18 protein-coding genes are annotated in these 18,487 nt (G+C 28.4%); 7 read left to right on the forward strand and 11 right to left on the reverse strand.

Annotated elements, in window-relative coordinates; all coding sequences use genetic code 11:
• Positions 1-25 precede the first annotated feature (25 nt).
• The 5 genes from N2251_RS12960 (at position 26) to N2251_RS12980 (ending at position 6,878) form a co-directional block, all read left to right on the forward strand.
• Positions 26-628 (forward strand): PAS domain-containing protein, encoded by a 603-nt coding sequence (locus N2251_RS12960; protein WP_260587155.1) that lies wholly within the window; start codon positions 26-28, stop codon positions 626-628.
• Positions 629-691: 63 nt separating this feature from the next.
• On the forward strand, positions 692-1,315 hold the full coding sequence (locus tag N2251_RS12965) for a PAS domain-containing protein (protein ID WP_260587156.1): 624 nt from the start codon (positions 692-694) through the stop codon (positions 1,313-1,315).
• A gap of 137 nt (positions 1,316-1,452) precedes the next feature.
• Positions 1,453-4,035, forward strand: a complete 2,583-nt coding sequence (locus N2251_RS12970) for an AsmA family protein (protein ID WP_260587157.1) — start codon at positions 1,453-1,455, stop codon at positions 4,033-4,035.
• Positions 4,036-4,159: 124 nt separating this feature from the next.
• Complete coding sequence (locus N2251_RS12975) at positions 4,160-6,625, forward strand: DUF5686 and carboxypeptidase regulatory-like domain-containing protein (protein ID WP_260587158.1); 2,466 nt, start codon at positions 4,160-4,162, stop codon at positions 6,623-6,625.
• A 10-nt stretch (positions 6,626-6,635) separates the two neighbouring features.
• On the forward strand, positions 6,636-6,878 hold the full coding sequence (locus N2251_RS12980; protein ID WP_260587159.1) for a MoaD/ThiS family protein: 243 nt from the start codon (positions 6,636-6,638) through the stop codon (positions 6,876-6,878).
• A 9-nt stretch (positions 6,879-6,887) separates the two neighbouring features.
• Here the strand turns inward: N2251_RS12980 and N2251_RS12985 are convergent, their stop codons facing one another.
• The 9 genes from N2251_RS12985 to N2251_RS13025 all read right to left on the reverse strand — a co-directional run bounded on the left by N2251_RS12985 (position 6,888) and on the right by N2251_RS13025 (position 15,478).
• Entirely contained in the window at positions 6,888-9,551 is a 2,664-nt protein-coding gene (locus N2251_RS12985; RefSeq protein ID WP_260587160.1) for a carboxypeptidase-like regulatory domain-containing protein, read from the reverse strand.
• A 7-nt stretch (positions 9,552-9,558) separates the two neighbouring features.
• Positions 9,559-10,290: a GLPGLI family protein gene (locus tag N2251_RS12990; RefSeq protein ID WP_260587161.1), complete on the reverse strand. Its 732-nt coding sequence runs from the start codon at positions 10,288-10,290 to the stop codon at positions 9,559-9,561.
• 22 nt (positions 10,291-10,312) lie between these two features.
• The gene (locus N2251_RS12995; RefSeq protein WP_260587162.1) at positions 10,313-10,981 is read right to left on the reverse strand and encodes a GLPGLI family protein; all 669 of its coding nucleotides are present in this window, start codon (positions 10,979-10,981) and stop codon (positions 10,313-10,315) included.
• Positions 10,982-11,065: 84 nt separating this feature from the next.
• On the reverse strand, positions 11,066-11,800 hold the full coding sequence (locus N2251_RS13000) for a GLPGLI family protein (RefSeq protein WP_260587163.1): 735 nt from the start codon (positions 11,798-11,800) through the stop codon (positions 11,066-11,068).
• Positions 11,801-11,853: 53 nt separating this feature from the next.
• The gene (locus N2251_RS13005) at positions 11,854-12,075 is read right to left on the reverse strand and encodes a hypothetical protein (RefSeq protein ID WP_260587164.1); all 222 of its coding nucleotides are present in this window, start codon (positions 12,073-12,075) and stop codon (positions 11,854-11,856) included.
• A gap of 540 nt (positions 12,076-12,615) precedes the next feature.
• Complete coding sequence (locus N2251_RS13010; protein WP_260587165.1) at positions 12,616-13,278, reverse strand: GLPGLI family protein; 663 nt, start codon at positions 13,276-13,278, stop codon at positions 12,616-12,618.
• Positions 13,279-13,401: 123 nt separating this feature from the next.
• Positions 13,402-14,136 (reverse strand): GLPGLI family protein, encoded by a 735-nt coding sequence (locus tag N2251_RS13015; RefSeq protein WP_260587166.1) that lies wholly within the window; start codon positions 14,134-14,136, stop codon positions 13,402-13,404.
• A 53-nt stretch (positions 14,137-14,189) separates the two neighbouring features.
• Positions 14,190-14,417 (reverse strand): hypothetical protein, encoded by a 228-nt coding sequence (locus N2251_RS13020; protein WP_260587167.1) that lies wholly within the window; start codon positions 14,415-14,417, stop codon positions 14,190-14,192.
• A gap of 491 nt (positions 14,418-14,908) precedes the next feature.
• Positions 14,909-15,478 carry a DUF3109 family protein gene (locus N2251_RS13025; protein WP_260587168.1) on the reverse strand — a complete coding sequence of 190 codons (570 nt, stop codon included), beginning with the start codon at positions 15,476-15,478 and terminating at the stop codon, positions 14,909-14,911.
• Between the two features lie 110 nt (positions 15,479-15,588).
• Between N2251_RS13025 and N2251_RS13030 the strand changes: the two genes are divergently transcribed.
• Positions 15,589-16,173, forward strand: coding sequence for a MarC family protein (locus N2251_RS13030; RefSeq protein ID WP_260587169.1), 585 nt, complete (start codon positions 15,589-15,591; stop codon positions 16,171-16,173).
• The gene (locus N2251_RS13035; protein ID WP_260587170.1) at positions 16,174-16,788 is read left to right on the forward strand and encodes an NAD(P)/FAD-dependent oxidoreductase; all 615 of its coding nucleotides are present in this window, start codon (positions 16,174-16,176) and stop codon (positions 16,786-16,788) included. It abuts the gene before it with no gap.
• On the opposite strand, the gene N2251_RS13040 is transcribed toward N2251_RS13035, so the two are convergent.
• Together N2251_RS13040 and N2251_RS13045 are read right to left on the reverse strand one after the other, a co-directional pair.
• Positions 16,778-17,464, reverse strand: a complete 687-nt coding sequence (locus N2251_RS13040) for a LytR/AlgR family response regulator transcription factor (RefSeq protein ID WP_260587171.1) — start codon at positions 17,462-17,464, stop codon at positions 16,778-16,780. The genes N2251_RS13035 and N2251_RS13040 overlap by 11 nt on opposite strands.
• A gap of 6 nt (positions 17,465-17,470) precedes the next feature.
• A complete protein-coding gene (locus tag N2251_RS13045) occupies positions 17,471-18,049 on the reverse strand; it encodes a sensor histidine kinase (RefSeq protein WP_260587172.1) in 579 nt (192 codons plus the stop codon).
• Positions 18,050-18,487: the final 438 nt, after the last annotated feature.

Here is an 18,487-nt window from a genome sequence, read left to right on the forward strand (position 1 = left end):
TGCTATGATTTTAAACTAAAAAGATATGAAAACTCCTCCAACAAAAATTATCAACGAAGAAGTAAAATGGGATAAAACGCAAACAATTGTTAGTAAGACAGACATTCATGGAACAATTATTTATGCCAATAGTGCATTTACAGAAGCTTGTGAATATACTGCCATTGAACTAATAGGCGAACCACATAATATTATTCGACATCCTGATATGCCAAAAGCTGCTTTTAAAGCCTTATGGGATGCACTTAAAAAAGGAGAAAACTACCATGCAATTGTTAAAAACTTAACAAGAACTGGTAGATACTATTGGGTGATTACCGATTTTACCATTGATAAAGATGAAAACGGAAAAGTTACAGGATATACAGGTCGAAGAAAATCGATACCAAAAAGTATTATTGAGAAAATTGAACCCTTATACAAAACACTCTTAGATATTGAAAATCTAAAAGGTGAAAAAGCAAGTGAATTATATTTTGAAGGCTACTTAAATGAAGAAATTGGCAAAAGTTATGATGAATTTGTTCTTGATTTATTTGTAGAAGAATCTTTGAACCAAAAAAAGGAAGGAAGTACGTTTAAAAAAGGGTTAAACTGGTTCTTTTTTGGAGATACAGACCCTAAATAATTAACATATGTTAATTTAACTACATGGCTTTTTAATTATTTTCGCGTTTAAAATAAACAAACTATGTCAAGCCACCCATTACGCCCCCAGCAAATTCTTAATGAAGAAATTAAGTGGGACAAAACACAAATTATCAGTAGTAAAACTGATGCTAGCGGAACTATATTGTATATGAACGATGCTTTTGAAGCAGCTTCTGAATACAATAAAATAGAATTAATAGGTGAGCCTCACAATATTATTAGGCATCCTGATATGCCGAAAGTAGTTTTTAAAGTATTGTGGGAAAACCTAAAACAAGGAAAAAATTTCCATGCCATCGTTAAAAATCTTACTCGTAGCGGTAGATATTACTGGGTTATTACCGATTTTACAATCGATAAAGATGAAAAAGGAAAAATCGTAGGATATACAGGTCGAAGAAAAGCATTACCAAAAAGTGTTGTTGATAAGATTGAACCTTTATACAAAACACTTTTAGATATTGAACAAGCAAAAAGCGAAGTAGCTAGTGAACTTTATTTTAAAGCTTACTTAAAAGAAGAAGTTGGTAAAAGTTACGACGATTTTGTTGTTGATTTATTTGAAGGTGAATCTAAAAAAGAATTACAACTCACAGGTGATGCACCTACAAAACTGAAAAAAGGTGTAAATTGGTTCTTCTTCGGAGATACTAATCCTAAATAAAATATTAAAAACAGACTTCTTCTAAGTCTGTTTTTTTTTGCGCTAAATCTTCAAAAAAGTTTCTTTTTCCTTTCTGTTTTTATTTACAAATAAATACAGACCTTTGTTTTCTATATTATTAACTCCAATTTACGCATATGAAAAAGATTTATAAAATACTATTAGGTGTAGTACTTGTTTTTTTTATCCTATTAATTAGCATCCCTCTTTTATTTCAAGATAAAATAATCGACTTAGTAAAAACTACCGTTAACAACAACGTAAATGCTCAGGTAGATTTTAGTGATGCCAACCTAAGTTTAATTAGAAATTTCCCAAATGCATCCGTACAACTATCTAACGTAACAGTTATAAATAATGCGCCGTTTAAAGGAGATACTTTAGTTTTTGCAAAAGACATTTTATTAAAATTAAAAATTACCGACTTACTTAAAAGTTCGTCAGGGCAATTAAGTATTCATTCTTTTACGATTGATAATGCTTTAGTAAACGTACTTGTTGATGAAAAAGGAAATGCCAATTACGATATTACCATTCCGTCTGAAACAACTACAGATACAACTAATGAAGCGCCTTCTACTTTTGGGTTATCTATCAATTCATACGCAATTACCAATGCAGCTATAAAATACAATGACAAACAAGGTAAGATTGCGCTTGAATTAACCAATTTCAATCATGCTGGAAGTGGTGATTTCTCACAATCAAATACAGAGTTAGACACCCAAACAACTACCGATATTTCATTTGCTATGGATGGAAATTCATACGCTAAAAATCAAAAATTACAACTCGATGCTATTTTAGGAATGGATTTAGTTAACAATAAATTTTCGTTCTTAAAAAATGAATTAAAACTAAATGAGTTGCCCTTAATTTTTGATGGTTATGTACAATTAAACGACACCAATCAAGAAATTGACCTTAGCTTTAAAACACCTTCATCAGATTTTAAAAACTTTTTAGGTTTAATTCCGCAAGCTTACACAAAAAGTATTGCCAATGTTACTACGAAAGGGAGCTTTAGTGTAAAAGGAAAAGTTAACGGAATTTTAGATGCAACGCATATTCCGAAGTTAGATATTGTTGTGCAGTCTGAAAATGCTTCATTTAAATATCCTGATTTACCTAAAACTGTTAGAAACATTAACATTAATGCCCAGGTAAAAAACACCACAGGTAAACTAGAAAACACTTTTGCGAGCATTAACAATCTTTCATTTAAAATTGATGAAGATACTTTTTCTGGTAAAGCCACAGCTCACAACATAACAACCAACCCTAAACTAGATGTAACCATAAAAGGAACATTAAATCTTGCCAAAATTAACCAAGCATATCCTGTTAATTTAGAACAAAAATTAAGCGGTATTTTAAAGGCAAATTTACGCACTCAGTTCGATATGAATGCTATTAAAAATAGTGCTGTAAATCGCATAAAAAATAATGGAACAATACAAGTTAACGATTTTGTGTTTTCTTCAGATGATCTTATAAATGCTTTTCATATTAAAGAAGCAGCTGTAGATTTTAAACCAAGTGTAATTACCTTAACTAAATTTAGCGCAACTACAGGTAAAAGTGATTTAAATGCCAATGGTACTCTTAAAAATTTACTCGGGTTTTTACTTTCTGATAAAAAATTACAAGGAAAATTAAATGTAAATTCAACCAATTTACATATCAACGACTTTATGCAAGATACTTCAGTAATAACTGAAGAAAAAGAAGAAGACACTACTCCTAAAGATGACACTAATGAAACTTTACTCAAAATCCCTGCATTTTTAGATTGTACTCTTTTAGCCGATGCAAAAACGGTACATTACGATAATTTAGCTTTAAAGAATGTAAAAGGTACCTTATTTATAAAAGATCAAAAAGCAATTTTACAAAACGTTACGGTAGGTATTTTTAACGGTCAAATTGCTTTAAACGGAGAAGTTAATACTCAAAACAAAAAACCTATTTTCGATATGAAATTAGGCATAAAATCGTTTGATATTGCTGAATCTTTTTCTAGCTTAGAATTACTGCAATCACTAGGGCCTATTGTGGGTGCTATGAATGGTAAATTAAATTCAGATATTAATTTATCAGGCGCTTTAAATTCTGACTTTACACCAAACTTAACTTCTCTTACAGGTAAAGCTTTTGCCGAATTATTAACCACTAAGATAAATCCGAAGAAAACAAAATCATTGAGTTTATTAACCGATAAATTATCGTTTCTTAATTTAAATGATCTCGATTTATCTGATGTTAAAACTCATTTATCATTTGACAAAGGAAACGTAGTTGTAAAACCTTTTAAGTTAAAATATAAAGACATCGACATAAACGTTGGCGGAAGTCATAGTTTTGACCAGAATATGAATTACAATTTAACTTTAGATGTGCCTGCCAAATATTTGGGGAACGATGTACAAGGTTTACTATCAAAATTAAGTACCGATGACCAGAATGTTACCGTACCAATAACGGCTAATATTACAGGTAATATGTCTAATCCATCTGTAAAAACAGATTTATCTTCTTCGGTAACAAAACTAAGTCAGACCTTAATTAAACAACAAAAAGATAAATTAGTTTCTAATACGTTAAGTAAATTTTTACCTAGCAAAAAGAAAGATACTACAAAAGCAGCTAGCGATAAAAAGAAAAAAATACGTGATGTTTTAGGTGGGTTATTTAGCAAAAAGAAAAAAAAAGGTAATTAAATTCACAGGCAACCTTTTTACTATTTGCCCTGTCTATAATTTAAGAAGACTTTGTAAGTTATTTAACATTCTTTAAATACACTTTACATAAGTCTTCTTTTATGTTTGCATTAAAAAACTAACTATGAGGAAAATAACTACTCTTTTACTTTTAATAAGCACCACCTTTTCATTTGCTCAAATGAAAGGAAAAGTAACAAATACCAATAAGCAACCACTATCTTTTGTTAGTATTTATCTAGAAAATTCTATTACCGGAACTACTACAAACGATAATGGAGACTATGAATTAACCTTAACTAAAAAAGGAAAACACACTGTTGTTTATCAAATTTTAGGCTATAAAACAGTAAAAAAAACAGTTACTATTTCTTCTTTTCCTTTTGTTTTAGACGTTATACTTACTGAAGAAAAAGTTACATTAGATGAAGTTTTAATTTCTTCGGATGAAAACCCAGCTAATAAAATTATTAGGAATGTTATTGCCAACAAAAGTAAAAACACCGATAAATTTTCCGAGTACAAAGCTGATTTTTATTCTCGTGGATTATTTAAAGTAAAAGATTTACCAAAAAAATTCTTAGGGCAAGAAATTGGTGATATGGGTGGTGGTTTAGATTCAACAAGAAGCGGAATTGTATATCTTTCTGAAACAATTTCTAAAATTTCGTTTCAAAAAAAACCTAGCAATTTTAAAGAACATATTATCGCTTCAAAAGTTTCTGGTAGCGATAACGGAATTAGCTTTAATCAAGCAAAAGAAGTGAATTTTAACCTTTACGAAAACTCTTTTGATTTAGCAGATGCTCAAATGATTTCGCCAATTGCAAACGGTGCTTTTGGATATTATAACTATAAATTAGCAGGAACATTTTATGATAAAAACAATAAGTTAATCAGTAAAATAAAGTTGCTTCCAAAAAGAAAAAACGATCGTGTTTTTAGCGGATTTATTTATATTGTAGAAGATGATTGGGCAATTTATGGTGCTGATGTTGTTGTTACAGGAGCACAAGTAAGCATGCCAATGATAGATTCTCTTCGTATTAAACAAAATTATAATTACTCACTTAAAAACAACGCTTGGATACCCGTTACGCAAACAATCGACTTTAAGGCTGGTATGTTTGGTTTTAATTTTAATGGTCGTTTTTCTGCGGCTTATTCAAACTATAATTTCACTCCAAATTACACTAAAAAATATTTTGGTAGCGAAATTTTATCTTTTGCAGAAAATGCTACTGAAAAAGATAGCTTGTATTGGACTAAAATTCGCCCTGTTACCTTAACTAATGAAGAAGTTTCTGACTATAAATTAAAAGACAGCATTAAAACAAAACGAAAATCTAAAAAATATTTAGATTCTATTGATGTAAAACAAAATAAGTTTAAACCTTTAAATATTCTTTCTGGTTATTCTTACAACGATACTTATAATAAATGGGGCCTTAGCTTTTCATCGCCTATAACAAGTATAAATTTTAATACCGTACAAGGATGGAACTCTTCCGTAGGACTAAACTATTATAAATCTATCAATAAAAAAGGAGAGCGTTTTAATATTGGTACGAATTTTAATTATGGTTTTTCTGATAAAAAAATAAGACCAACTGGATATTTTTCTTACAAATGGAACAATATTACCAATCCTGTTTTAACAATTAATGGAGGTATTACAACCACTCAATTTAATGCAAAACAACCTATTTCAAAATTCTGGAATACTATTAGCTCTGTGCTATTTGAAAGAAATTACATGAAAATTTACGAAAAATCATTTGCGAAAGTTTCTTTTTCAAGAGAAATAACCAACGGTGTTCACATGTCATCTGCTTTAGAATATGCAGATAGAAAACCATTATTCAATACTACAGATTATGTAATGTTTCCGAAAAAAGATGCTGATTATACATCTAACAATCCACAAAATCCTGCTAATTTCTCTACTGCTTTTACACCGCATAAAATGTGGTCGTTTACCTTAGGAACTACCATTAATTTCGATCAAAAATACTTATCATATCCTAACGGAAAATACAATGTGAGCAGTAATAAATATCCATCTTTATTTATCGGTTATAAAAAGAATTTTGGGTCAGGTAATTCTGAATGGAATTCAGATGTAGTGTATTCACAATTATCTCAAAAAATAGCATTAAGCAACTGGGGAGAGTTTAAATATAAAGCAAAAGGAGGTTTATTTTTACAGAAAAAAGATATTCCGTTTATAGATTATGCCCATTTTAACGGAAATCGCTTATTAATTGCGCCTAATGATAATTATTTAAACAACTTTTACATGTTGCCTTATTATCAGTTAAGCACCAATGATAAATACGGAGAGTTACATGGAGAATACAATTTTAAAGGTGCTCTATTAAGTAAGATTCCATTGTTAAATAAATTAAACTTTCATTTAGTAACTGGAGCAAAAGGATTGTTTACAGCGGGTAACAAACCATATTCTGAATTTGCGGTTGGTTTAGATAATATTGGCTTTGGAAAATGGCGTTTTTTACGTGTAGATTTTGCCCGATCTAACTTTAACGGAAAAAACGAAAACAGAGTGCTATTCGGAATTAAATTGTAATTTTACGTTTATGAAGATAAACGTATTACTTTTTGGTATTGCTACAGACTTAACAGGAAGTACTTCTTTAGAGGTCGTACTTCCTGTTAATTGTAATGTAACAGCTTTTAAAGAACTACTTGTAACACAACATCCGAAGTTAAAAAACATGAGTGCTTATGCCGTTGCTATTAACGAAAGTTATGCAACTGATGAAACTATTATTACAGAAAACGATGTAATTGCCATTATTCCGCCAGTAAGCGGTGGATAATTGTATGTTTTACAATTTATACCCAACACTAAATAATACAACTCTTGGCATTATATAGGTTTTAGAATCGGTTATTAAATAATCAGAAAAACTGTTGTTTTGTTTAAAAGTAGTATCGAATAAATTCTGAGTCGTTAATTTAAACATCCACGGACTATCTTCTTTTTGATACGATAACACTGCATTAGCAACGTTGTATTTATTATCAATATTTTGGGCTTTATTTTGATAATTATAATGTGTGTAATCAAAATTAAAAACAAATCCCTCTAAAAAATCGTAATCTATATTTACATACGGTTCGTTCGTTACAAATTTAGATGTTGAATTACTTGAAGTATATTTACCGATACTTTTTCTAAAACCGGTTTCTATAGTTGGAAAATTATCAAACAAGGTTTCAATACCAACATCAAAACCGTAATCGTTACTTTTATTGGTTACAAAATTATTATTGATGCTTTGTTTAAAATTATAAGCCTTATAATTACCTTCTAAATTATATCGTATTTTTTTAATTTTCTTTCGTAACGAACTTCTAACGCTCCAACTTTCATTCGGATTATCTAACATATCAATCGTTAAAAAACGATTTACACCATCAAAATTTACAGCACTTCTAAATCCTTTTACTCTTTTGGTGTAATTTGCATTTGCAAACAACATTAATCCGCGATATAAACTAAAACGACTGTAACGAATACGTGCCGAATGATACAATTCGTTTTCTAAATTAGGGTTTCCTTTAAATACCGAGTTATAAGATTGTAAATAAAAGCGACTTGCCAATTTAGAAGCATTTGAAAAATTAGTTTTTAAATCATAATTCAGTTGAATTTTCTTTGATTTATTAAACTCTATCTTCATTAAAAAATCTGGCAAAACCACCCATTTATTTTTTTTGATTGATGTTGATTGGTTTACGCGCCAATTATAATTGTGTGCATATGCACCTTGTTTAAAAGTAAATATTCCCGTTCTGAATTTATAATGAACACCCGCAAAAAAATCGTTGTGCTTTAAAACCGTAGTATTGTTAAATCCGTTTGATGAAAAGTCGTTTTCGGTACCATCATCCAACAATTGAAAATCATTACTGATAAATTTTTCTTGCTGATGTGTATTTCCAATCGTTGTATAAATATGATTGTCATTATTTAACACCCAAAAATCTTTAAAAACGGTGTGCAAATGATGCTTTTCGTTTTCATTTAACTGGTTAATTCTTAAAGAAGCTTGATTGGTATTTAAAGGCTGAATAATTGGTTTAATCCTATCTAAAAACGATTGTGAAGCATTCCAGAAAGTAGTTGGATTATTTTTATCGAACGTGTAATTTGCCGTAGCTGAAAACGTATGTTTTTCAGACTGATCTTTGTGCCATTCTATATTCTGATTTACATACCAAATATCGTTTTCTTTATTTGTATTGATATTATCTAGTTGATTATTTATAGCCGTATTGGTTAAATTACCTCTTTCTACAGTTGATTTTTTAACCTGCGTTCTTACATACCATTGTTCTTTGTTATTGGGCGTATATTCTATATTAAACTTACCGATAGCCAATATATTTTTTGAGGATGTTTTACTTTCTTTTTCTTCTAAAAAAGTAGTGTATTGATTGGTTGCTTGGTTAAAACTTTGGGTATTATTATGAGAAAAAATGGCATACCCAGAAATATCTAACTTACTAGCTACCGTTTTTGTAATATTTAAAGCGCCAAAACGCTGTACGCTTTGCAAAACATCTTTGTTTTCTAAAAATTGTGAAAAATCGCCACCTCGCCAATTAAAATTACCGTTAAAAACTGCGTTAATGCCACCCTGAAAATTCATATAATCTTTAAACGTAAAAGTTTTTTCGCCAATATTATTTAAGTTACTTATAAAGTTTACATTCGTTTTTGGCGAATAATAAAATAAGTTTGCATTGGTTTTATAAAAATTCTCGTTTCCCTTACCGGCTTCAACATCACCAAAAAGAAAACGTTTTTTATCTTCTTTTAATTTAATATTCATTGCCATTTCATCAGAATCTGATACATTTTTTAAAAAAGCAACTTCATTGTAATTGTCAATTACCTCTACTTTATCAACCGCATCCGCAGGAATATTTTCTACCCCTAATTTAGTTCCACCACCAAAAAACTTTTTACCATCTACCAATAACTTGGTTACTTTTTTTCCTTGTACCGTTACACCTCCGTTTTTATCAACCTCAACACCGGGTAGTTTTTTAAGTACATTTTTAAGCTTGCGTTCGCTACCATTTACAAACTTATCCGTATTGTAAATAATGGTGTCTTGCTTTACCGTTACGGGGAGTTCAATAACCACTTCGTCTAACTGATTTTTAGCTTCTTTTAGCACAAAATCTTTTGTACTATTTGTAGCTGGTGTTATTTCAAACTCAATTTTTTCATAACCCAAATAACTTATACTTATGGTATACGCTTTGTTTTTAGTAAGCTCTAGGCGGTAGCGACCTTGCTCGTCTGTAATAGCAAAACTCATGTTTTTAGTAACATCTTTGGGCTTTGCTATAATATTGGTATACGATAACGGATTTTGTAAACTATCTTTCACTGAACCTTTAAAAACAATAGTTTGAGCATAACTATTAATACCAATTATAAAAATTAGTGCCGTGAATACGATTCTTTTTAACATTATTATTCTATTTTCTTAGATTTTTAAAAAAATTCCTATTCATTTCTTGATACTCTTCATGTGTCATTCGTTTTCCTTTCCTTGGTTTTTTAATAATTATTTTACTAGAAGGGTTCAAAATAATTTTTGTAGCTTTTATACTTGTATTTTTATAAGAAACTTCTAAAATTAATCCTGGTAAACCAAAATAGTTAATAGGTCCAAAACTTACAGGTATTACAGGTGTAAACCACGCTGTTGTTTTTACAGAAGGTCTATCTTTTCTTGTTTTTCTATATGAAACAGCTTTAAAACATGTATAATCACCTACTTTTTTAGTTTCTTGAGTTATTGTCCATTTAATTTGTGGTAAACCTACTAAGAGTTCTTCACGATTAAGCTGTTTAAAGTACTCTTTTTTTATAAAATTTGCATAATATATGTTATTCCCTCCTGCTATTGATAATGTCATATTCTTACCTTTACTACCGTTGTTTTTCATTTTATTTTCAACTTGATATAAAGATTCATTTTTAGAAAATTCTAAAATACCAGTAACATCTTTACTGTTTTTAAACATTTTTCTAACACTAGGCTGTACAGATTTTATAGTCTTTAGCTTTATAAACATTGAATCTAAATACTTCTCAGTAAATGGTTTTAATGAAACTGTATAAAATACCTTGCCTTGTAAAGTGTTTTGAGCTGAAAGTATTGTTGTGAATACTATACAATAAAATAATATATAATTCTTTTTCATTTTTTTTTAATACAATTATATATTAAAATCCAATACTTTTAGCCATTTCACTTATTTTCTTTCTATAATCGCTTTCTGAAATTACAGTTCCTTTAAAATTTTGTTTGATACTATCAATAGGTTTAAACGTTATTTCTGAAGCTATAATACTAATTTTTCCAATCTCTACTTCTAGAATTAAACCTGGTAAACCTTTTAGTTGCTTTGGCCCGAATTGTAAAGGTATCTCTGGTGTAAACCAAACTATTCTATTATTTTTGGAAATAGCTTTATAACATATATACTTTCCTATTTGTTTACTCTCTTGTGTAATTTTCCACACATCAGAATCATATTCTATTAAAAAAGACTCATCATACTCATTAGTAGACTCTATAACTTTTCCTTTTTCACAATAAAAAACACCGTCACTTCCACCTACAATTTCAAAGAAATTTACCTTTTCTCTTTCGCCATCTTTATTAAACTTAACCTTTCTCTTATATAAAGATTTATCACCTTTAAATGATAGTTCAAACTCAGCAGGTTTTTTAAAAAAAGACCTTAAGTTTTTGCTGTTATTTTTTCCAATAATTTTAGATACCCTAACCTCTTTACGAGATAAGACTTTATATAATACTATTCCACTATCCTTTTGGGCATAAATACTTATTGTTATAAAAAGCAAAAATATTAATGTGTACTCTTTCATTTTTAATGATTTAAACCTCAACTAATAATGATTTTATTAGTTGAGGCATTCTAATTTAGTTATTATAACAATCTAAGTAAATAATTACTTTCTATGGTTTTTCATAGTTCCAATTGCAATGTCATAAAACTCATCATAACTGACCTTCTTACCTCTCTTAAACTTTTTAATAATAATCTTTTCTTTTGGTGCAAAATCTATTTTTGTTGCATAATATTTCAATCTATCTTTATTCAACTCTAAAATTAGCCCAGGTAATCCAGAATAACCTATAGGACCAAATGGTACATTTATCTCTGGCGTGAACCAAGCAATGACTTTTATTTCTTTAAACCCATTTCTTGTTTTAATTTTTTCAGTCAAAAAAGCTTTAAAAGTATTATATATCCCTATTTTTTTTGTTTCATTTGTTATAGTCCATCTATCCTTTAATTTAGATATTATAAACAATTCCCCAAAAGCATCTAACTGCTTCAAGCTAAGTGTTTTCGAATTAAAGAAAACTCCTTTTCCATCGGGTCCTATAGACATATTCAAAAATTTATCATCTCCAAGTAACATTTCTTCTTCAACTTTAAATAAACTCTCATTATTAGAATATATCAACTTAAATGTTAATTTATTTTGAGCTTTATTTATCCTATCTTCTATTATAGAAAACTTTTTAAAAGTCTCTAAAGACTCTTTCTGTTTTTTCTTATTAATAATCTTTTTTGTCCAAGTTTTTTTATATTCAATAACCCCATTATCTATTTGACTACTCACTGATAAATTAAAAAACAAAAATGCTACAAAAAAAAATCTAACTATTTTAATCATATAATATAGTATTAAAGACAAAGAATTTCTTCTTTGTCTTATTAATCGTAGAGTTAATTAAAACGTTTTTTATACGAACCATCTTCATTACAAAATGAATCAAAATAAGCATTTGTCCAATACCATTCATTATATTCATCTCCACCTCCTAACCTTGTTCCAAACCCACAGGCGGCATGCATACAATCATCATTTACGGTTAAAGATGAATCATTCGCATTCACTAAACTACTCGTAGCAAAAACCATTGCTACAACTAAAATTACTTTTTTCATTTTTTAAAAATTTAAGTTTTGTTAATTAATTTCTACTTCTATATGTAGAAATAAGTTTTTACTTTCTTCTTTATACAAAGAAGACTTTTAACGTTAAAAAATTTAAAAGAAAAATGCGCGCAATTTATAAACATCCTTCTTCTTTTTACTAGCTAGCAAATAATAAAAAGTGATCAACTATTTTATTACATCTCAAAACTAAATCTTTGTATTTTAAAAAATGTTAACGTTTTAAGGGTTAACCCTATTTGGAATTAGGGTTAACCCTAATTTTTTATTAAAAAAGTGTTAAAGAAAACAACCTTAACTACTCGTTATTAATGATTTATATTTTTCAAGGAAAACTCAAAAAAAAATGCTCTTTTTAAATAAAATAAAAAAAATAAACATATTTAGCTTTCTTGTTTGTTTTTAAACTTTACATCATTAAATACAACAAACAAATTCATAATTAAAAGATTACAAGTTTATTTAAATATAAATTATTTATATAGGAATTTATACACTTAACTTAAAAAAAAGTTATGAAAACAGAGGTTGCTAAAACCCAATATTCTTGGCTATCTCTCTTAATTTTTTTGAATATTCTTTTTCAGTTATAGGCATTCCTTTTGTTGGTTTTTTAATTCGTTTATCAGAAATTTCTTTAAATACAATTTCAGATGCTACAATACTTATTTTACCTATTTCTACTTCTAAAATTAAACCTGGTAATCCGTTAAGGTCTTTCGGACCAAAACTTAAAGGTATATTAGGTGTAAACCATACTACCCTATTATTTTTAGAAATCGCCTTGTAACATACATAACCTCCTATTTTTTTATACTCTTGCGTAATTTGCCATTGTTTTGGCACATATGTTACTAAAAAATCTTCATCATATTCATTAACTGACTTTATGGTTTTTCCTTTTTCATTGTAAAAAATAGCATCACTACCACCAACAATTTCAAAAAAATTAATTTTTTCTCTTTCGCCTTCTTTATTAAACTTAACCTTTCTTTTATACAGTGATTTATCTTCTTTAAATACTAGTTCAAACGCAGCTTTGCCTTTAAAAAAAGAAGTTAACCTCCCTTTTTTTATTATTTTTTTATAGTTTACTTCTTTTTTTGAAACTACTTTATACAAAACAACACCACTGTTTTTTTGGCTAAATAGTGTTGTTGTTATAAATAATAAGGTTAATGCTATTGTTTTCATACAAACTAAGCTAATACTTATTTTAATACCTTTTTAAATGCTTCTCTTATTGATTTTTGATACTTTTCATCGCTTATTTTTTCTACTCCACTTGGTTTTTATTTTAATTCTCATTTAGCGTTTTTAATAAAGTTTTTTAAAGTCCTTTCTTGATTTTATAAGCATGTCTCTATATTCTTCCTCAGTTATCAACTTACCTCTATTTGGTTTTTTTATCGCTATTTTTTTTTGTGGATTCAAAATAATATTAGTGGAAAAATACCTTACATTATTTCTTTCCAATTCTAGAATTAAACCTGGTAGACCTGAAAAACCTATGGGCCCAAATGACACGTTTATTTCTGGTGTATACCATGCTACTATCTTATAATCTATAATTCCATTTCTAGTTTTAACTTTTTCTATGGTCTCTGCTTTATAACAAATATAGTTTCCAATTTTTTTTGACACATTTTTCAACTTCCATTCTAAACTTTCGTACTTTATAATGAAAATTTCTCCAAAAGTATTTCTCTCTCTTAGCCTTTCTGTGAAAGAGTTATAATATAATCCTTTACCTTCTGCTCCTATCGAGAATCTTAGAAATTTATCTTTAGGCGTATACATTAAGTCTTGTACTTTAAATAAGCTTTTTTCTTTATTAAATTTTAGGAAAAAATTTAATAATTTATGAGCTTTTTTTGTGGTCTTTTCAATTTTTGAAAACTTTGTATATTTCTTAATACCAAGTTTTTCTTTCTTACCTTCAGTAAAAATAGTATTCAATTTTTCTTTTTGATAAGTTATTATACCTGATTTTACTTGACCATTTATGTTTAAAGAAAAAATAATTAAAATAAATAATAATTTATAATTCATAAGAGTTTTTAATTTAAAAATAGGGAGAAATACTCCCTATTTTTGTATTTTTATTAAAAAATAGTGGACCATTCATCTTTATATGATCCGTCATCATTACAGAAATATTCAAAATACGCATCAGTGTTATCGTATTCTTCTTCTTCATCACCTCCACCTGTTTCAGTTCCGAAATCCCAAGCATCTTTTGTACAATCGGCTGCTTTAATATCTAAAGTTTTCGCATTCACTAAACCACTTGTAGCAAAAACCATTGCTACTGCTAAAATTACTTTTTTCATTTTTTAAAAATTTAAGTTTGTTAATTAATTTTCACGGCTTCTTTAAATAATAGAAGCTTACATATTGTCTTATTTTTATAAATAAGACCGTTTTAACGTTAAAAATTTAAAAGAAAAATGCGTGCAATTTATAAACATCCTTCTTCTTTTTACTAGCTAGCAAATAATAAAAAGTGATCAACTATTTTATTACATCTCAAACATAATACTTATTTATTTAAAAAAGGGTAACGCTTTAAGGGTCAACCCTATTTCGCTTTAGAGTTAACCCTGATTTTTATCAATAAAACACTAAAAAATTCCCTAACTACTGACTTATAACGTGTTTACTAAAGTTTATTGATTTCATGTTAAAAACAAAAAATTAAACATGTTTAATTTTTTTGTTTATTTTTAAACTTTACACTACTAAATAACACAAAGAAACCTGCAATTAAAAAAGTACAGGCTTGATTATAAAATAAATATTTACTCCGCTGTTAAAGCTATGTTTAGCTATTTCTTTTTTCTGCTACTTGTTCTAATTCATCATACCAATTTTGACCAAATTTTCTAACCAGTGCTTGCTTTACAAATTTGTAAACAGGTACCTGTAATTCTTTTCCTAAAGAACAAGCATCATCGCAAATTTCCCATTTGTCATAGTTAACAGCCGAAAACTCACTGTAATCTTTAACTCTAACTGGGTATAAGTGACAAGAAACAGGCTTTTTCCAATCTACAATCCCTTGGTTGTAAGCTTCTTCAATAGCACATAATGCAGTATTTTTATCATCAAAAATAACATAAGCACAATCTGCATCATTAATTAATGGCGTTTCTAATTCTCCAAAATCACTAGTAATCCATACGCCCTGTTTTTCAATTGCCTCAATACCTTCCTTACGAAGAAAAGGTTTAATTTTAGGATATATCTCTTCTAAAATTTTTGTTTCCTCCTTTTCTAATGGCGCACCAGCATCTCCATCAATACAACAAGCTCCTTTACAGGCAGATAAATTACAAACAAAATCCTTATCGATAAGGTCTTCTGAAACGATGGTTTTTCCTAATTGAAACATAAAATATATTTAAAGTTGGAAGTTAACAATAACTTCACATAAAATTTAGATGCAAAAATACTAGATTGTAACATTACTTGTATAATTTTGCAGCTGAAAAACAAAATATTATGAATTTTAACTTCAAAGAAATTTTTACTGCCTTTATGGTATTGTTTGCGGTGATTGATATTATTGGAAATATTCCTATTATTATTGACTTACGTAAAAAAGTTGGACATATACAGTCTGAGAAAGCATCTGTTATTGCTGGTTTTATTATGATTTTATTTCTATTTGTAGGAAAACAATTATTAAGTGTAATTGGTGTTGACGTGCATTCTTTTGCTGTTGCGGGTTCGTTTATTTTATTTTTTATTGCTTTAGAAATGATTTTAGGAATCACTTTATATAAAGATGATGACGATGAAGAAACATTAACCGCAACTGTTTTTCCGCTTGCATTTCCATTAATTGCAGGTCCTGGTAGTTTAACAACATTACTTTCTTTACGTGCAGAGTTTCATATAACAAATATAATTATTGCTGTTTTACTAAATGTAATAGTTATATATATAGTATTAAAAACATCTCCAAAAATTGAAAAATTTATTGGTAATAACGGAATTAAAATTATTAGAAAGATTTTTGGAGTTATCTTATTAGCCATTGCAGTAAGGTTATTTGCAGAAAACATAAAAGTTTTATTAGCATAAATGGTTTTTGATTGCTTAATTATTGGCGGTGGAGTTTCGGGTATGCAATGTGCATTGGTTTTAGGTTCTGCTCATAAAAAAGAGTATGCTAAAGATAAAAAAATTGGTATTTTAATGCACCAACGTGCTTCTCATTTACAAGATGCCTTATTTAATAATGTTTTAGGTTTACCTGAAGCTACTTTAGGAAGTGATATTTTAACTCAAGGAAAAGAACAATTAAAAAATCAATATCCTCAAGTATCTCAAATTGAAAACGAAAAAGTTATTACCGTTTTAGATGCTGACAAAGGCTATAAAATAATCACCAATAAAAACGAATATTATAGCACATCGGTTGTTATAGCATTAAATTACGCTAAGCCGTTTGAAATTAATGGATTAGAGCAATATATAGAACCACATATGAGGGCTAATGTGATGAAAGACAGAATACAATTACGCAATTTTAATCACGTAATTAAAAAAGATTTATATGTTTGTGGAACTTTAGCCGGTTGGCGAAGTCAATTTGCAATTGCAGCCGGTAGCGGAGCGAGTGTAGCTACTGATATATTAACCGAATGGAATAATAACATTCCAACCAAAGTACACGATAAAAGAACTATTGGTTAGCTTTTAAGCTAATCAATAGTTCTTTTTTATAAGTTCTGCCAATAGGCAGAATTTTATTTTTAATAAATAAGTTAGTTCCTGTAAACTTCTCTATCTTTTTTAAATTTACAACATACGACTTGTGAATTTGTAAAAATAAACGGGCGTCTAAAGTATCTTTCCAATTTTTTAAAGAATCTATAATTGTTAGTTTTCTATCAATAGTAAAAAAAGTAACATAATTTCTATCAGATTCTAAATACAATATCTCTTCTAAATATACTTTATGGATGGTTTTATCTATATTTAAGTATATAACTTCCCTATCCTTAACTTTTATATTGCTTACTTGATTTTCAGCTTTTGTTACTGCTTTTAAAAAGCGATCAAAAGAAAAAGGCTTTACTAAATAATCTACAATTGTATCTAATTCAAAACTAGATACTGCATAATCAGGATAGGCAGTTGTAATAATTATTTTCGGCGGATTTTTAATTGTTTTTATAAAATCTAATCCTGATATATCAGGTAAATTAATATCTAAAAAAATAATATTAACTGTATTGCTTTTTAAAAACTCATTCGCACTAATTGCTGTTTGAAAAGCAGCTTTTAATTCTAAATCCGGAATTTTACGTATATAACTCTTCACAATATTTTGTGCCGGAAGCTCGTCTTCTATAATAATACAATTCATACCTAATTAATTTAAGTTTACAACTAGCAACACCTTAAAAATACCAGTATCATTAATACTTAATTCATACTTGTTTTTGTATAATAAATCTAAACGTTTTTTAAGATTATCTAGGCCAATTGCAGCTGTGCTTTGTATAGATTTTTCATGGTAATGATTTTCGCAACTACAGGTTAGTTTATTTTCTTCAGCCTTAATATTTATATCAATAACACTATTAAAAATACTGTGCTTAAAAGCATTTTCTATAATGGTTATTAACAATAACGGTGCTATTTCATAACGTGCATTATCTGTTGAGGTTTGGTAATTAATTTGTTTGATTCCTTCTGTTCTAATTTTATGAAAAGCGATGTAATTGTCTATAAACTTAATTTCTTTCTCAAGATTTACCTTTTCAGCATTGCTTTCGTACAGCACGTGTTTTAAGTTGTCTGACAATCTTAAAATCAAATCAGGTGCTTTGTCTGGTTTCTCAATCGCATACGAATAAATTGTATTTAGGTTGTTAAATAATACATGCGGATTTATCTGTGATTTTAAGAATTTTAATTCCATTTCAGTTCTTTCCTGTTCTATTTTCAATACTTTTTCTGATTGATCTATGTATCGAAATAACATCCATATAAAAGAGAAAAATAAAAGTGGTGTTAAAGTCTGCCACAAATAATCACTTAAACATTTCATAATCGAACATCCGCAGCGCGCAAAAACATAACAATACAGTTGTGTTGCTAAAAACGAGATGAGTATAAAAATGAGGCTATAGAATAGATACCATTTCTTTTTCACGAAAAAAGGTAACAAAATTTGATTGTTTACATAAACGATAACAACAAGGATGAAAAAATACTGTAAAAACGGATTTTCAGCCCAGTAATAAGGTGTAAAAACAAATAGTGAAACAAATGTAAATAACACCCAAAAAAGTACGTGTATTAAGAGCTCTGCGCTGTGCTTTCTGTTTAGTTTGATCATAGTTGATTGTAAGTAACTAAAATTAAGCCATTCGACAAAATTATA

Origin of the sequence: Tenacibaculum haliotis, from assembly GCF_025215075.1 — a bacterium.
GTDB classification, from domain to species: domain Bacteria; phylum Bacteroidota; class Bacteroidia; order Flavobacteriales; family Flavobacteriaceae; genus Polaribacter; species Polaribacter haliotis_B.

What these genes read in the sequence shown, in the direction of transcription:
- N2251_RS13005 (WP_260587164.1), bottom strand. Translation starts at nt 12,075, where the DNA reads ATGAAAAAAGTAATTTTAGTTGTAGCAATGGTTTTTGCTACGAGTAGT.
- N2251_RS12995 (WP_260587162.1), bottom strand. Translation starts at nt 10,981, where the DNA reads ATGAAAGAGTACACATTAATATTTTTGCTTTTTATAACAATAAGTATT.
- N2251_RS13015 (WP_260587166.1), bottom strand. Translation starts at nt 14,136, where the DNA reads ATGAATTATAAATTATTATTTATTTTAATTATTTTTTCTTTAAACATA.
- N2251_RS12960 (WP_260587155.1), top strand. Translation starts at nt 26, where the DNA reads ATGAAAACTCCTCCAACAAAAATTATCAACGAAGAAGTAAAATGGGAT.
- N2251_RS12980 (WP_260587159.1), top strand. Translation starts at nt 6,636, where the DNA reads ATGAAGATAAACGTATTACTTTTTGGTATTGCTACAGACTTAACAGGA.
- N2251_RS13035 (WP_260587170.1), top strand. Translation starts at nt 16,174, where the DNA reads ATGGTTTTTGATTGCTTAATTATTGGCGGTGGAGTTTCGGGTATGCAA.
- N2251_RS12975 (WP_260587158.1), top strand. Translation starts at nt 4,160, where the DNA reads ATGAGGAAAATAACTACTCTTTTACTTTTAATAAGCACCACCTTTTCA.
- N2251_RS12965 (WP_260587156.1), top strand. Translation starts at nt 692, where the DNA reads ATGTCAAGCCACCCATTACGCCCCCAGCAAATTCTTAATGAAGAAATT.
- N2251_RS13025 (WP_260587168.1), bottom strand. Translation starts at nt 15,478, where the DNA reads ATGTTTCAATTAGGAAAAACCATCGTTTCAGAAGACCTTATCGATAAG.
- N2251_RS13000 (WP_260587163.1), bottom strand. Translation starts at nt 11,800, where the DNA reads ATGATTAAAATAGTTAGATTTTTTTTTGTAGCATTTTTGTTTTTTAAT.
- N2251_RS12990 (WP_260587161.1), bottom strand. Translation starts at nt 10,290, where the DNA reads ATGAAAAAGAATTATATATTATTTTATTGTATAGTATTCACAACAATA.
- N2251_RS12985 (WP_260587160.1), bottom strand. Translation starts at nt 9,551, where the DNA reads ATGTTAAAAAGAATCGTATTCACGGCACTAATTTTTATAATTGGTATT.
- N2251_RS12970 (WP_260587157.1), top strand. Translation starts at nt 1,453, where the DNA reads ATGAAAAAGATTTATAAAATACTATTAGGTGTAGTACTTGTTTTTTTT.
- N2251_RS13030 (WP_260587169.1), top strand. Translation starts at nt 15,589, where the DNA reads ATGAATTTTAACTTCAAAGAAATTTTTACTGCCTTTATGGTATTGTTT.
- N2251_RS13020 (WP_260587167.1), bottom strand. Translation starts at nt 14,417, where the DNA reads ATGAAAAAAGTAATTTTAGCAGTAGCAATGGTTTTTGCTACAAGTGGT.
- N2251_RS13040 (WP_260587171.1), bottom strand. Translation starts at nt 17,464, where the DNA reads ATGAATTGTATTATTATAGAAGACGAGCTTCCGGCACAAAATATTGTG.
- N2251_RS13010 (WP_260587165.1), bottom strand. Translation starts at nt 13,278, where the DNA reads ATGAAAACAATAGCATTAACCTTATTATTTATAACAACAACACTATTT.